The 15,646-nt window shown below is 39.7% G+C and carries 14 protein-coding genes; 8 read left to right on the top strand and 6 right to left on the bottom strand.

Annotation, left to right across the window (positions count from 1 at the left end):
* Positions 1–723: 723 nt before the first annotated feature.
* Both BMZ06_RS17425 and BMZ06_RS17420 read right to left on the bottom strand, forming a co-directional pair.
* Positions 724–1,500 (bottom strand): SDR family NAD(P)-dependent oxidoreductase, encoded by a 777-nt coding sequence (locus BMZ06_RS17425; protein ID WP_089754007.1) that lies wholly within the window; start codon positions 1,498–1,500, stop codon positions 724–726.
* 90 nt (positions 1,501–1,590) lie between these two features.
* Positions 1,591–2,106, bottom strand: coding sequence for a GrpB family protein (locus BMZ06_RS17420; protein WP_089754005.1), 516 nt, complete (start codon positions 2,104–2,106; stop codon positions 1,591–1,593).
* A 289-nt stretch (positions 2,107–2,395) separates the two neighbouring features.
* On the opposite strand from BMZ06_RS17420, the gene pflB reads away from it, so the two are divergent.
* The 5 genes from pflB (at position 2,396) to BMZ06_RS17395 (ending at position 8,536) form a co-directional block, all read left to right on the top strand.
* On the top strand, positions 2,396–4,648 hold the full coding sequence (gene pflB / locus BMZ06_RS17415; protein WP_089754004.1) for a formate C-acetyltransferase: 2,253 nt from the start codon (positions 2,396–2,398) through the stop codon (positions 4,646–4,648).
* Positions 4,649–4,704: 56 nt separating this feature from the next.
* Positions 4,705–5,718, top strand: coding sequence for an alcohol dehydrogenase AdhP (gene adhP, locus BMZ06_RS17410; protein WP_089754013.1), 1,014 nt, complete (start codon positions 4,705–4,707; stop codon positions 5,716–5,718).
* Between the two features lie 31 nt (positions 5,719–5,749).
* Entirely contained in the window at positions 5,750–6,484 is a 735-nt protein-coding gene (gene pflA, locus BMZ06_RS17405) for a pyruvate formate-lyase-activating protein (RefSeq protein WP_089754002.1), read from the top strand.
* Positions 6,485–7,274: 790 nt separating this feature from the next.
* Positions 7,275–7,697, top strand: coding sequence for a hypothetical protein (locus BMZ06_RS17400; RefSeq protein ID WP_089754011.1), 423 nt, complete (start codon positions 7,275–7,277; stop codon positions 7,695–7,697).
* Between the two features lie 188 nt (positions 7,698–7,885).
* Positions 7,886–8,536 (top strand): LysE family translocator, encoded by a 651-nt coding sequence (locus BMZ06_RS17395; protein ID WP_089753999.1) that lies wholly within the window; start codon positions 7,886–7,888, stop codon positions 8,534–8,536.
* A gap of 70 nt (positions 8,537–8,606) precedes the next feature.
* Here BMZ06_RS17395 and BMZ06_RS17390 read toward each other — a convergent pair whose 3' ends face one another.
* Together BMZ06_RS17390 and BMZ06_RS17385 are read right to left on the bottom strand one after the other, a co-directional pair.
* Positions 8,607–8,795, bottom strand: a complete 189-nt coding sequence (locus tag BMZ06_RS17390) for a hypothetical protein (RefSeq protein ID WP_089753997.1) — start codon at positions 8,793–8,795, stop codon at positions 8,607–8,609.
* Positions 8,796–9,199: 404 nt separating this feature from the next.
* Positions 9,200–9,385, bottom strand: coding sequence for a hypothetical protein (locus BMZ06_RS17385; protein ID WP_089753995.1), 186 nt, complete (start codon positions 9,383–9,385; stop codon positions 9,200–9,202).
* A gap of 205 nt (positions 9,386–9,590) precedes the next feature.
* On the opposite strand from BMZ06_RS17385, the gene BMZ06_RS17380 reads away from it, so the two are divergent.
* Positions 9,591–9,773: a small acid-soluble spore protein H gene (locus tag BMZ06_RS17380; RefSeq protein WP_089753993.1), complete on the top strand. Its 183-nt coding sequence runs from the start codon at positions 9,591–9,593 to the stop codon at positions 9,771–9,773.
* Between the two features lie 46 nt (positions 9,774–9,819).
* Here BMZ06_RS17380 and BMZ06_RS17375 read toward each other — a convergent pair whose 3' ends face one another.
* Together BMZ06_RS17375 and BMZ06_RS17370 are read right to left on the bottom strand one after the other, a co-directional pair.
* Positions 9,820–10,845, bottom strand: a complete 1,026-nt coding sequence (locus BMZ06_RS17375; RefSeq protein WP_175477922.1) for a LacI family DNA-binding transcriptional regulator — start codon at positions 10,843–10,845, stop codon at positions 9,820–9,822.
* Positions 10,846–10,978: 133 nt separating this feature from the next.
* The gene (locus tag BMZ06_RS17370; protein ID WP_089753989.1) at positions 10,979–13,714 is read right to left on the bottom strand and encodes a pullulanase; all 2,736 of its coding nucleotides are present in this window, start codon (positions 13,712–13,714) and stop codon (positions 10,979–10,981) included.
* A gap of 343 nt (positions 13,715–14,057) precedes the next feature.
* On the opposite strand from BMZ06_RS17370, the gene BMZ06_RS17365 reads away from it, so the two are divergent.
* Positions 14,058–14,246 carry an aspartyl-phosphate phosphatase Spo0E family protein gene (locus tag BMZ06_RS17365; protein WP_089753987.1) on the top strand — a complete coding sequence of 63 codons (189 nt, stop codon included), beginning with the start codon at positions 14,058–14,060 and terminating at the stop codon, positions 14,244–14,246.
* Positions 14,247–14,590: 344 nt separating this feature from the next.
* Positions 14,591–15,643, top strand: coding sequence for an AbrB family transcriptional regulator (locus BMZ06_RS17360; RefSeq protein ID WP_089753984.1), 1,053 nt, complete (start codon positions 14,591–14,593; stop codon positions 15,641–15,643).
* The last annotated feature ends 3 nt before the right edge of the window (positions 15,644–15,646 follow it).

Below are 15,646 nucleotides of genomic sequence, written 5' to 3'. Positions count from 1 at the left end.
AATCAGGACATAAACAACGATGAGTGCTATCCAGCTCCAGCACCTAGCGGCTAGTGAGACTTCCCTCACTTCTGTACGATAAGTCAACATCGAATCTCTCCGCTCTTCGTGTTTCCTTTATCTCCGCCAGCTCAGTCCAGTCCATACGCCGCTGACCAAGGTGCTTCCGCTTTTAACCAGGGAGTCTCGCCATTTCCCCACCAGCCCTGCTACAGGAGCAAAACGGACCCTTCTACACGAGAGAATGAACTCCTTCTCAATTAAGCATAAATGCTTGTATAACAGGACTTTTCATCGTTATAGAATGATCATAATCCCATGATTTTTTTCATAAAGCTGACGATGTCTTAAGTGATTTCGAGCTCCATATATCGCAAGGTCCGGAGGGGGACGATGTAGACTCCTGCGGGATGAACATGATCGGTGAGATCCCGCAGGGCTGTTAAGCCCGAGGAAGCTCAGCGCAGGGGATGTTCGACTAAGACCGCCACTTCGTGTGGCAACGTCGAACGACCCTGCGTCGTGCAGGGCCGGAAAGCGAAATCGTCCCCCGGAGGACCTAATTCTCACAAATGTCTCGAAATCAAGTCTTCAAGTAATGGGAGCTTTACTGTAATATCAACACGGAAGTTTCACAGAGCCAAAAGAATAATAAGGTAGTTTGTTTAAGGACTTAAAAAACTGGAAGGATAGAAATCCTTCCAGTTCTAGGAGAACAGAGTATCACAGGCCGAAGGTTGTCATGCCTCCATCGATAAACATATTCTGGCCTGTCGTGTAACTGGACCCTCTTGAAGCAAAATAGAGAACTGATGTCTTGAGTTCCTCTAACTGACCGAGTCGCTTCATAGGAGTCCTATTTTCAATCATAGTTCTAAATTCATCATTCTCCAATTTTTCTCGATTAAAATCTGTTTTAAAGAACCAGGGGCTAATCGCATTTACTGTGATGTTACTCCCCGCTAATTCACCAGCCAGTTGTTTGGTCAGATGAATTACGCCTGCTTTACTAGTTCCATAGACAGAACTGAAATACAAACTCACATCGCCGGCTACAGAGGCTGTATTAATAATCCGACCATACTCTTGTTCTTTCATATAAGGAACAACAGCCTGACTCATGAAGAATACTGATTTCAAATTCGTGTCCATCACATGATTCCAGTCATTTTCACTAAGTGTATGAACCGTTCCCTGCGAGGTGGTCCCTGCATTATTTACTAAGATATCAATCCGACCGTAATCCTTATGTATTTGCTCGGTTGTTATTTTAATCGCTTCATTATCCGTCACATCGCAGACCATTAAGTCTATACGAACATCAGTAATCTCTTCTATTTCCCGTACCGCTTTTTCTAATTTCTCTTTCGTTCTTCCGAGCAGCACAACATCGGCGCCACTTTCGGCCAGCGTTTCAGCCATTACCCGGCCAATGCCGCTTCCTCCACCTGTAACTACTGCTACTTTACCTTGATTTAAAAATAAATTAATGTAAATCACTCCTCTTTGGGGGATATTGTGGTATCTTTAATTGTTTTCCTTATTAAAATCATAAATAAACTATCTCGCTAAATAGGATTGTCCTTCAAATTAGTGAGACTCATACCATTCCAAAGCTTTCTTTTCTATCTCGCTCATAAAGTTTGCCTTACCTTCTATATATGAATCCAAATCATTAGGAAACTGCATGGCTAAACGGTGCTTTAAATTTCCATACTTTTCTCTCACTTCTGAATGGGAGCGTAGATAATTTCGAAATGCAAGGTGACGGGTAACGTTCTTGTCTCCCTGCTCAAATACATGCACATGATGCGTTCGCTGATCCCCTCCTTTTTGGAAAAATCTACGTCCTGTCATTCCGTACTCTCCCTTGGGCTCATAATTTATTGTTCTCATTTGCTGATTACACTGGTCAACCCGTTCTATATCTTTAACGATAAGCATTATGTCAATAACAGGCTTCGCTTTTAGACCTGCCACAGAAGTACTGCCGATGTGAAAAATATCGATTACTTCAGATTGATAAATCTGAAGTAATTTTTTTCTTTCTGCTTCATATCTGAAAGGCCACCTTTCATCATATAAGTTGACTTGCACTCTTCTCATAAAACCATCCCTTCATTCGTATGTTTATACATTATTGTTTCCAAAACATTGGTTACCGTCTAGCTTGATTATAAAGCATTAGCTTTTTTCTGTTTAAAAAATTCTCTGGAAGCTAATCGTTCTGCTTCCTTCTGAAATAGAATTGAACATTTTGAGAACGTTTACAAAAAAGGATTCTTAATGAGATTAGTTAGTATATAATCAAAGTAAGAAAGTGATTGCTCACCATTGCACAAGTCTATTTCACCCGCTCACATGTGATTTCTAATTAGAAAGGTGGTTAATTGAAATGAGGATTCTCGATGATAGGAAAATAGGAGACCCATGGTACTGTTTTCAAGGTGGTAAGTGGCAGGATGAAATTAATGTACGTGATTTTATAATGAAGAATTTTACTCTCTATGAGGGAAACGAGGAGTTTTTAACAGAGCCGACAGTAGAGACGTTACGTTTATGGGATCAAGTATTAGATTTATCTAAACAGGAAAGGGAAAATGGCGGCGTCTTAGATATGGACACTACAATCGTATCTTCTATTACCTCTCATGGACCAGGTTACTTAAATAAATCAGCAGAAAAAGTGACAGGTCTTCAGACAGACGCTCCTTTTAAACGTTCGTTACAACCTTATGGCGGAATTCGAATGGCTTCCGCAGCAGCAGAAGCTTATGGTTTTCAGTTGGATAAAGAAGTAGAAACCATTTTTACCAAGTATCGGAAAACACACAATCAAGGAGTTTTTGATGCCTACACCCCTGAAATGAAACTTGCAAGGAAAGCTGGAATCGTCACTGGTCTCCCCGATTCATATGGGCGTGGAAGAATTATAGGAGATTACCGCAGAGTGGCTCTTTATGGTGTTGACCATCTTATTTCCGCCAAAAAGCAAGATTTACTGCTGATGGAAAACACTATGACCGAAGAAATCATTCGAGATCGTGAAGAAACAAGTGAGCAGATTAGAGCGCTTCAAGAGTTAAAACAGCTGGGATCCTCCTATGGTTTTGATATATCCTGCCCTGCTGAGAATGCTCAAGAAGCGTTCCAATGGTTATATTTAGGATATCTTGCAGCGATTAAAGAACAGAACGGGGCTGCTATGAGTCTGGGACGTGTTTCTACTTTCCTGGATATCTATATTGAAAGAGACTTAGAGAATGGTCTTTTAACTGAGCAAGCAGCTCAGGAACTCGTAGACCATTTTATAATGAAGCTCCGTCTAGTTAAGTTTTCGAGAACTCCTGAGTATAATGAGTTATTTAGTGGAGATCCGACCTGGGTAACCGAGTCTTTAGCAGGGGTTGCGCTTGATGGAAGGCCACTTGTTTCTAAAAATTCTTACCGATTTCTGCATACATTAACTAATTTAGGAGCGGCACCTGAACCAAATTTAACTGTCCTGTGGTCAGTAAAACTGCCAGAACACTTTAAAAAGTATTGTGCAAAAATGTCGATTCAGACGAGTTCCATTCAATATGAAAATGACGATGTAATGAGAGAACGGTACGGTGACGATTATGGCATTGCCTGTTGTGTTTCCCCGATGGCAATTGGCAAGCAAATGCAATTTTTCGGAGCCCGGGCAAACCTTGCTAAAGCCCTGCTTTATGCCATTAACGGCGGGATCGATGAACGGTTAAAAATTCAAGTTGCTCCACCTTACAAACCGATCACTACAGAGTACTTGGATTATGATGAAGTAATGGCAAGATTCAATAACATACTTGAATGGTTAGCAGGTCTTTATGTAAATACGTTGAATGTTATTCATTACATGCATGATAAATACAGCTACGAACGTATTGAAATGGCGCTTCATGACCGTAACGTTCACCGTACAATGGCTTGCGGTATAGCAGGTTTATCCGTAGTAGCTGATGCTTTAAGTGCTATTAAACACTCAAAAGTAAAAGTGATCCGTGATGAACAAGGAGTGGCAGTCGATTACGTTGTGGAAGGGAATTATCCCCAATATGGAAATAATGATGACCGTGTGGACCAAATTGCTGTAAATCTTACAAAGCAGTTTATGAACAAAATTAAAACTCACCACACGTATAGAAAAGCTGAACCGACTCAGTCCATCTTAACCATTACTTCCAATGTCGTGTACGGTAAACTGACCGGGAGTACACCAGATGGCCGCAAAGCTGGTGAACCCTTTGCTCCAGGAGCAAACCCTCTTCACGGCCGGGATTCTCACGGATCGCTTGCCTCATTAAGTTCAGTTGCAAAGCTTCCTTTTGACTATGCGCTCGATGGTATTTCTAATACATTTTCCATTGTCCCTCATGCTTTAGGAAAAGAAGTAAGCACACAATACTCCAATCTCGCGGGACTGCTTGACGGTTATGTAATAAAAGGTGGCCATCATTTAAACGTAAACGTCTTTAATAAGGAAACGCTTATGGATGCGATGGAACATCCTGAACTATATCCACAGCTTACCGTTCGCGTTTCCGGATATGCTGTCAACTTTATTAAACTAACTCGGGAGCAGCAGCAGGATGTTATCTCCCGTACTTTCCATAACAACTTATAAGAATAATAGGAATGAGCTCAAAAGGAGGAACTCAAATGACCCAATTCAACCATACAATGAAGGCAGCTGTTGTGCACGATTTTAAACAAAATTTAGAAATGCAGGATGTACCTGTACCCAAAGTCGAACATGGCCAAGTTCTGGTGAAAGTTAAAGCTAGCGGAGTATGTCATACAGACTTACACGCAGCCCATGGGGATTGGCCTGTAAAACCAAAGCTGCCTTTAATCCCCGGTCATGAAGGGGTCGGAGAAATTGTAGAGGCCGGGCCTGGTGTCACCCATGTGAAAGTTGGCGATCGGGTAGGAATCCCGTGGCTTTATTCCGCATGCGGCCATTGTGAATACTGCCTTTCAGGACGCGAAACACTTTGTAAAGATCAACAGAATGCAGGATACTCTGTAGACGGCAGTTATGCTGAGTACTGCCTCGCTCATGCAGATTACATTGTCAAAATTCCAGATAATTTGACTTACGTTGAAGCGGCTCCTCTATTCTGTGCAGGGGTAACCACTTACAAGGCTTTAAAAGTAGGAAATGCCAAACCTGGAGATTGGGTAGCCATTTATGGGATTGGCGGACTTGGACATGTAGCTGTTCAATACGCCAAGGCTATGGGATTTAACGTTATAGCTGTTGATACGTTTGATGAAAAATTGGAATTGGCACAACAACTAGGCGCAGACAAGACCATTAACCCACTAACTGAGGACTCTGCAGAGTTTATCCAACGGGAAACCGGAGGCGTGCAGGCTTCTATTTGTACGGCTGTTTCTAAACAAGCCTTCGGTGAAGCCTACAGGGCAGTTAAACGCGGTGGTAAATGCGTAGCGGTTGGACTGCCTCCGGAAACGATGGAAGTTCCAATATTCGATACGGTGTTAAATGGAGTCAGTATTGAAGGGTCCATTGTTGGAACCAGAAAGGATTTGCAAGAGACTTTACAGTTTGCTTCTGAAGGAAAAGTAAAAACCATCGTGGAGACAAAAAAATTAGAAGATATTAATGAAATATTCGCTGAACTTGAAGCTGGTAAAATCAACGGAAGAATCGTTTTAGTGAACAATTAATAATCCCGTTACCTTAAAGGAGGCGGACCATATGAGCGGACGTATTCATTCTATAGAAACTTGTGGAGCTGTTGATGGACCCGGCCTCCGTTACATTATTTTCACTCAAGGCTGTCTGCTTAGATGTCAGTACTGTCACAATCCTGATACCTGGAAGATAAGGAGTGGAAAAGAAATGACTGTCCAGGAAATCCTCCAGGATATTAAGGATTTCCTCCCCTTTTTCCAGGCTACCGGAGGAGGCGTGACAGTGAGCGGAGGAGAACCATTGCTTCAAATTGATTTTTTAGCCGAACTATTTAAAGAGTTGAAAAAGATTAATGTTCATACAGCTATTGATACTTCAGGAGGCTGCTTTAATCGTGCTCCCCATTTTCTTGAGAAACTGGATGAAGTACTGACCTATACGGACCTGGTGCTGCTTGACTTGAAACATATTCACCAAGAGCGACACAAAGATTTAACAGGCCTTTCCAACGCTCATATTCTAGATTTTGCCACCTATTTATCTGATAATCACATACCCGTTTGGATTCGCCACCTACTGGTCCCTACGATTAATGATCAAGAAGAATATTTACATGGCTTAGCTGATTTCATTCAAACACTATCCAACGTAGAAAAGGTTGAAGTTCTTCCTTATCACCTTATGGGAGTCTATAAATGGAAGAATTTAGGGTTGACTTATCAGCTGAACGGAATTGAACCTCCCTCTCAAGCGCAAGTACTCCGTGCTCGGCAGATTTTAAATCATATTTCTCACTAACCAACGAAGCAGGCTCCCGCCTGCCTGGATTCTGCTTCGTTTTCTTAAACTAATGTAAACGTTAACAAATACGACACAAATTACCTTTTCAAAACCGCTAAAGTAGTGTTATAATAAGAGTGTAAAGAAGATAAGAAATAATTTAAACGACTTAGGTGGCTCAACCATCGCGAGTTCGTTTCCAAGCGAACCTTGACTCAGACTGACAGTAAAGGGAACACTTTTCCTGTGTAAAGGATGCAATCAGCCCAAACTAAGGTCAGAGTCAGAAACTGCGCTCAATTATAGGTGGATTAAAGCCACTGCGTTTCACTCGTCAGACCATGACCCTTCAAGCAAGTTAGGAGACTTTTTTTGAAGAGGTAGTCAACCTGTTGAAACAACCTGTTACCATTTTTATAAAATGACTTAACCAAGATGAAGAAGGAAACGAATTCTCCTTAGAATCATTCTTCTGAGTATGAGCAAGTTAATTAAATGTGTAGGATCTAGGATGATTCTTACATGGTTGGGTCACCTAAGTTGTTTATTACTAAAGCCTGTTATCTAATAACGGATAACAGGCTTTTTTTTATATGAAAATATCTAATTCCTGTTTCCTTCATGAAGTCAGTATTAGACCAAAGCGCCTCGCAGACAGAAAAGAATTTTTGGACTAGCTGTACTTTGAATTTTCGGATGAGATCTGTCATAGTTTCAATTGATACGAATTTCGATTATATTATGAAATTATAGGGTAAATTTTATACAGTGGATCGAAATATGATTTGAAAGGGTTGTGATGAACAAAATGCTATACATATGGGATATCGAGGAGATCATTAAAACTACTTTAGAACAGCATCGCTTAGATATAAACTACGAATCTAACAATAGTCTCTCAGCACCAATGAGTTACAATGTTTCTACAAATACTATCCGCTTTCATTACCTTGAAGTAAATGGTTATATGAGTAAGGTTAAAGTAAAAGAGAGCGAAGAAAACCTTGTGAAAATTATGCTATATCACGAGATAGGCTACTACCTTACTTTTAAGAAACACAAACACGACCTGAGAACACTCATGTACGGTGGCGATGAAGAGATTGCAGAATTAAAATCCATCATAGAAACCAATGCCTGGGATTATGGAAGAACCCTTGTCCCTGAAGAACTTGTAGAGGCTTATGATCAAGTTCGAGAGTTGGATAAAATGCTTATTAAAGGTCTGTAATTAGTCATCCTTATAAATAAAAAAGGTTTTCACAAGTATATTTATACTCGTGAAAACCTTTTTTATTATGAAGATTTTTTCATTCTTTTGGCCGTACTCTTTATTTTTAAAAAGATGTGCTGGCAGCCGTTTTTCGTCCTTCTAAATAACATGGTTCTTTCATTTAATGTATATAAGGAGGACATGCCATGTTTTTACTATTGATCAGACAAATCATTCTAGGTTTATCAATTGCTGCTCCTATTGGACCGATAAATTTAGAAATTATCAGAAGGGGAATTTACCAGGGATTCTGGCCTTCCTTATTTGTAGGAGCAGGAGGAATGACAGCTGACCTCACACTAATGTTCATGATGTATAAGGGATTATCTGGATACTTGACTTTAAGTTCGGTTCAGATCTTGCTATTAATTCTAGGCGCTCTCGTCCTAACTTATACGGGGTTACAAAGCCTCTTTACCAAAAACGATAATATTACTGTTTCACCCAACCGGGAAGAAGATTTACGCATTGGACTCCTTCGCTCTTACCTCACCGGTCTATCCCTGGCAGCTTTTAATCCATTAAATATTCTGTTTTGGCTTGGGATCTATGGTTCCGCTTTAAGTGACACTTTTCAGGAAGATAATTTAATAAAAGCTTTCTATATAAGCAGTGCCATTTTTATTGGAGTAGGATTATGGAATTTAAATTTAGCTCTTACCGTTCATTTTAGCAAAGGTATTCTGAAACCACGAATACTGAGGGCGATCTCAGTATGTTCAAGTCTATTCTTACTGGGTTTAGGAATTTATTTTGCCTATAAAGTGATCCAATCTATCCTTTCCTTCATAACCTAAGTTAGTCTTATTATGCTTAGGCTTGCAAGACTTATGTTTTTTTAAGATTTTTATTTAATAGCTCGACAACCTACTCTCGAGCATTTACCTCTTGCTTATAAGAGTGTTTTCGTCGAAGCAGTGAGGAAGCCCAGAATAAAATGATAATAGCAGCAAGATCAAATACCCTGATTTCTCCATATTCAAGTAACGCATAGACGAATGAAATAATATAGAAAACTCCAAACAAAGCTGAAATATAAGATAACATTTTCTTCATAAAACTTCTCCCTTTTTAAGAAGGTTCTTCTAAGATCTTCGAGGTATTAGATGTTAAGTTAAATTTTCCGCTCCCGATAAAATCAGGGGATATCAAGTATTATTAAACATCAATTTATGGACTAATATTCATCACTAACATAAGAGCCACCGGAACTAGGTACAATAAAGATAATAAGAGAAGACATAATCCGTGCACAACTTTATTCCCTTTTTCTTTTTCCTTAAAAAATCCTTGAGCAGCCAAAACAATACCTGCGAGCGAAACAGGAATAACTAAAAAAATGATCCCGTAGGAAATCCACGATATTGAGTAAAAAAAGACTGCGGCTATACTAATGAAGAAAAATGTTATGAAACACAAACTAAATGAAGCCTTAGCAAGTCCAGACACGCCCATCGCCCTTATCGTTTCAGAAGCTTAAAGTAAAGCATTACTGAAATATAATAAACTACGGTTAATATGACAATCAGAATTACAGCTTCCACAATTTTTTCCGTTTTATATTTATTCGAGTATCCTAGAAAATAAAGTAGCCAAGAGACAATAGGAACTGCACCCAGCCAATACATAAACTTATGATTTTCCATCAAACCGACTCCTACTAATAATAATTTATTTTGTTTCTCTTTTCCTTTACGAATTGTTAGTTAAACCGTTTCATTTCTTCCTTACTTTTATAAAATTTTTAGGCTAAGCTACAATCCCTAATGTATTTCTGATATGGAACCCCTTCCTTAAAGAATAGTCTTTCCCTGGCAGCACAAGCTATCAAAAAGGAGGTTTTCCTGCTTAATGAACAAACAACGTGCTCAAGAAATAGCTGCATCCCCTGTAATGGCTCATGTTTCCTTTAATAATCAGCGGATATACATCCAACACGTCGATGAAAAAAATGCCACAGCGCGAATTTACCCGATTGACCAGCCAGAAAATGAGCTGGAAGTTTCGCTTAATGAATTACGCGAACTGATATAAAAAAAGAAAGCATCCTTCAGTATAATGAGGGGTGCTTTTTGGTTTATTAAAGAGGGGCCGTGCTTTCTCCTTCAACCAGATAAACTGGGAGTGAGATTCGGCGGTTTTCAACCGGCCATGAATTGCTTTTTATCTGTTCAAAAAGTAAATTCACCGCAGTTACTCCCTTCTCCCCTACATCCTGCTTAACTGTAGTAAGCTTCGGAAGCATGTAGTCAGTAAAATAAACTCCATCAAATCCAGTAATGGAAAGGTCTTTCGGTATCTCGTACCCTTTTTCATTCAGACGCTTGTACAGACCGAGAGCAGTAATATCGGAGAAGCATATGACCGCTGTGATTTCCGGGAAGTTCTCGATCACATCATCCGCAGCTTCATAGCCACCTTGGGCTGAAGTGTCAGTTTCAATTAGGAGTGAATCATCATAACAGTCGAAGGCTGATAATTCTTCTTTGCAACCTTCCCACCTAAAGTGGTTGACCGAATTATAGGTTAGCTTCCCTGACAGAATGGCTACCTTTCGATGTCCTAGTTGAAGAAGGTGCTTAGCAGCAGCGGCGCCTCCTTGTTTGTCATCAATACGCACCTGGTACAGACTTACATCCTCCAGATAACTGTCGATATAAACAGCGGGAATATTGGATTCCTCAGCTACTTTTACAAATGAGGAGTTCTCTTCAGCTCCAACAATAATCACACCATCCAGGTTTCTTTGATTAATAAACGCAGATAATTCTTCAGCTGAATCGATACCCTTCAGTACGATGGAAAATTCATAACCGCTCGCTTCTGCTTCAATTCCTGAGATCAATTCCCAGTAGAAAGGATTATCTTTAAGTTTTCGTTCAGGCTGAGTTACAGAAACTACCACACCGAATAAATATGATTTCTTCGTACGCAAATTTTTCGCGGCTAAATTACTTTGATATCGGTATTGCTGAATGACCGCGCGAACTCGTTCAGCCGTTTTTTCGGATACTCTTCCTTTTTCATTAATAACATTGGATACCGTGGCTATCGAAACATTGGCTTTCTCTGCAATGTACTTGATCGTTACTTCTTTTGGCAGCACGTTTGGGAACCTCCGCATGGAACTAATCATTTATTATGTTTTAAATAGTAGCATATCTTTGATTGGTTTCGTATGTATTTTCTCATTAGGAATCAAAAAACCCCCCTCTGGAAGTCACTGAGGGGGAATCAGATTAGTTTTTCACTTTAACCACTACGGTCGTCAAAGGTTCCAGCGTGATGCTGTCTTTATCCAATGTAAAACCAGACGGGTTTTTTACTTTTTTCGTACCTGCTTCGTCTCTATCCACCAGAACCTTTTCTTTTCTAAGATCTTCTTCAAGCGAAAGCGTACGCTTCTCGCTGTCCGCATTTATGAACACGTAGTAGGTGCCTGTATGATCTGTCGACACATTCCTGTAGCCGATCAGAAGGTCAGAGGATTCGATTTCATGTGCGTTGATTAAGCTTACATTTTCATTTACCAACTCCTCCGTGCCTAAACGGAAAGCATTAGTGGATTTTCTAAGCTCAATCAAACCTTTCGTGTATTCCATGGTTTCTTTATGAATTCCTTCTTCCTTAACTTTATCCCAGTCAAACATGTTGATCGCATCAGAAGAATCGTAGGAATCGTGAATAAAGTAAGGGTTATCGAAAGGTTCACCATTTTCGTCTACCATATAAGTAGACTTCTCTTCTGGCACACCTTCTCCCTTCCATTGCTTCGTTCTCCCGTATTCCTGACCAGCATGAAGGAAAGAAATGCCCTGACTTGTTAAAATCATAGAATTACCAATTCGGATCCTTTGCTGAATCTCTTCTTCGTGTTCTGCAGGATCTTTTTTAATGGATTGGGCAATCACATCATGCAGCGGTAAATTATCATGTGCAGCAATATATTGAACGATATCTCCCGGATCATCTTCAGAAACATTCCCAGGCTGGGCTTTAATATTGTTAAAAATCGTTGCAATATCTCTTGCGCCTCCGGTTATAAACCTGGGTTCACCTTCACTGCCAAATCCGGATTTTAACTCATTTCGTATTTCATCTGAAAAAACAGCCGCACTGTTCGTCTCGTTCATCCAGTCCTGATCAGCGGGCGTAACTTCATTCTCAGGACTTCCATCTCCTACAAACGTACGCCATCCTTCTCCAAGCATGAGGATATCTGGATTGATTTGTTTAGCTTCATCGTAAGCTTTTTGGATGCTTTCTGCATCCAGATCGCCCATTAAATCAAAGCGGAAACCATCTATCTTGAATTCATCAACCCAGTATTTTATGGAATCTACCATAAGTTTTCTGGACATTTTATGAGTTGTGCCGACTTTACCGCCGCCATAACCGATTTTAGCGTTCCCGTCTTCATCCATAAAATGATAATAGTCTGGAACCAGATCCTCAAGGATACTTACCTTGGCTGTATGGTTATAAACGACGTCCAATACCACACCCATTTTATGTTTATGAATTTCCTTTACCAATTCTTTAAATTCTGCAATGCGGGCTTCGGGGTCTGTAGGACGTTCAGAATACATTCCTGTCAGCGAGAAGTAGCTGTGGGGGTCATAGCCCCAGTTATAGTTATTGTCCTTTGAAGAATAATCCAGTTCACGCTCATCTGCTTCAAATTCATCGCCAAAATAATATTTCATGACGGGAAGAAGCTGTATGTGCGTTACACCTAATTCCTTCAAGTAGTCTAACTTTTCACCAAAAGCCTCAAACGTGCCAAATTGGCTATCCAGCTCAGTTTCAAGATCCGGGTCCGAGGTAATATCTCGTACATGCGCTTCCCAGATAATTGCATCTTCTCTTTTTTCAAATCCTTTAATTTTAGCATAATTAAGCTTGGGACCAATAGATGAAGGATCCACTATTGCCGCTTTACCTACTGTGTCTTCATCATCATCTCTAGAGGCCGCCATTGATTTGGCGTAAGGATCAAGTGCTGTCCTGGTCTCACCGAATGCTTTTACTTCGTACTGGTAGTAGTAACCAGTTAAATCGTGAACTCCAGTGTTCTGCTCATTTAAGGTTACTTCAAAGACCCCTTTTTCCCCTTTAGTCATAGGTACTGACTTTTGTACAACCTCATTCTGGTCCTGTTTATCGTAAAGAGTAACCGATACCTCTTCAGCTACAGGAGACCATACTTTGAGTTTAGTTGATCCATCTTTGAATAGGGTAGCTCCAAGATCGTTTCCGTCATAGGAAAACTTCTTATCAATCAATTGCCAGGAGGCCTTCGCTTCTGTTTCCTGATCCTTAAACTTTATCGTGTAGGCTTTCGTTACCTCCAGGACTTGCTTTATAGTTAAATGAGCCGTTTGACCTTCCACCTGAACCTCTTCGATCGTTAATGGCGTGCCGTCGGGCTGCTTGATTGAAAAATCACTTTTTGTCCATTCAGCTGGTACATTACTTAAGTTAACCTCTACTTTATGATCTTCTATAATTTCAGCATATGTCAGATCTGTAGAAATTTCCGGTTGTTCTACATACACATCGGCATCACCCTGAACAAGCCAGAATTCTCTTTCACCTGAGCTTGGAAAGCTTCTGTTTCCAGGTGTGTCCTTATTATCACCTTTATGTACGATAAAATTGAGTCCATTTTCGATATTTTCTACGGGGATGTCAGCATAAGCTCCCCAATCGGACTTGTTCTCAAAAAGTACGGGTTTACCCCAATCTACAACATAATTGATCGCAGGGTTCTGATCAACTTGATTCCACAAGTGCAGGCCCCAGCCTTTATATTCTTCATCCATACGTTTATAATGCACTCTAATTTGATCCTCAGGTATGATTGATTTGCTCATATCTTCTCCACCTGCAAAGGATGGTGTAGGAAAAAAACTCATAAATAGAAACATAAAGAAACAAATCCCTCCAACAATAAAACATTGCAATTTACTCAAATTTACCCCTCCTTAGATTTTAAAAACCTCAAAATTACAAATAAAATGATTAAACGTTTAATCAAAATCAATAAAAAAGGTGGAACCGCTAATTAAAACGCTTTCAACGAGTAATATAACATAATTTGGATAATTATCGAGTTATTATACTAATTATTAAAAAAACTGGCACAATTACCTAAACATATTTTCTCACACACTATGGATGTTTGTAATCTTGCACTTAGTAAGGAATAATAAAATATGATAATTCAATGAAACTTCTTCCGAACATAATGCATATAAAAGTCCTCTAATGTTAAATTTTATGTATATTTGCCAATGTATTTAGGAGGCATTATCGATGAATAAAGAAGATTTACAAACTAAAATTGAAGAAACGAGAAAATATATGTATGAAGCTTACAATCAAGGTGAGGATTACGATAAAATCCTTGTCATCTCTCAGCAGCTGGACGATTTACTAAACAGAATGGTAAAGCTCAAGAGTAATTATAAGTATGTTTTACTTCTCCTCCCTATCCTTATATAAAAGCTTAGGGTACATGTTTTGCATCCTTCAAATTTCGATGAACACATCATATTATCAATAAATTAAATCAGCTTTAACCCTAATAACTTCTAGGCTTAATTCGTTCAATATATTACATGAGCCTACTATCCAACCTTTCGGGCAAGTAACGCTCTGGTTTGTTCACATCTAATTATTAGCATATTCAAGAAACTGGATGTTTTCCTTTTAGTTGAGCAGTTTCAATGCACCCTTTGTCCTCTTGTGCTAAGGTTTAATGAGTTAAAATTTGCGGCGTCTATTCATACCATTTGAATAGATGCTTTTATTTTTTATCTCCCATCATAAAATTAGGTGTTGAGAACATGAAGAAACTGCTATTATTACTGGCTGGGTTTGCAGCCGGTTATCTATTTGACTTAATGAGTGTACCAGCGGGATGGCTGCTTGGAGCTATGCTCGTTGGTGCTTTTTATCGTCTGTTCATTAATGAGGTTAGCTATCCCAATTATTTGTTTAATCTTTCTCTTGCCGTTATTGGCATAAGCATCAGCTTAAGTATTCAAGTTTCGATGTTTCAAGAAGCTGCCAACTACTTGCTGCCACTAGCTGTAACACTGGTTACACTGCTTGCAGCAAGCTGGTTCTTAGGTAAGCTCCTTGCCAAGTATTCAAACCTTGATGAGAAAACAGCCTTGTTTTGCTGCTTACCAGCTGGAGCTTCCGTAATGATGGCTCTAAGTAGAGAATATAATGCGAATATGAGCATGGTGGCTGCTTTTCAAACGGTAAGGATTATGATGCTTGTCTCTACTATTCCTATTGTTGCTGGTTTTATGACGTCCTTTATATCTACTACAGATGCTCAAGGGACAAACTTAGCCACTGGAAATGAAAGCAGCATGTCTATGTGGACCGCGATTTTATTTTACTTACTGCTTACAGTTTTAACTCTATTACTGGCACGGAAATGGGCAATTCCTATTGCTCCTTTCTTATACTCCATTGTTTTAGGATTTTTGTTCGTTACATTAGTGCAGCCCTTACCCTCTATGCCAAATCTGATGGTTGGCGCTGGGATGGCTTTACTCGGGGTGATCATTGGTTCTCGCTTTGATAGGGAATCGCTGTTAGAAATTAAACAGATTGGCTGGATGAGCCTGGCTGTACTACTGGCCTTCTTCTTACTAACCTTTGTCGTCACCTTTGTATTTTATATTTTGACGCCGCTTGACTTTATAACCAGTTTAATAGCCATTGTACCCGCGGGCGCCCCACAGATGGCATCTGTCGCATCTTCGCTTAATTTAGACGCAAGTATTGTAGCTGCCATGCAGGTCATTCGATTGCTGGTCATCATTTTAATTATTCCAATGCTCGTCCCGTTTCTGGTGAAAAAAGAATCAGACCATCTATAAGAG

Source organism: Halobacillus alkaliphilus, assembly GCF_900113125.1.
GTDB lineage: Bacteria > Bacillota > Bacilli > Bacillales > Halobacillaceae > Halobacillus > Halobacillus alkaliphilus.
This window is presented reverse-complemented; position numbering and strand designations above follow the sequence as displayed.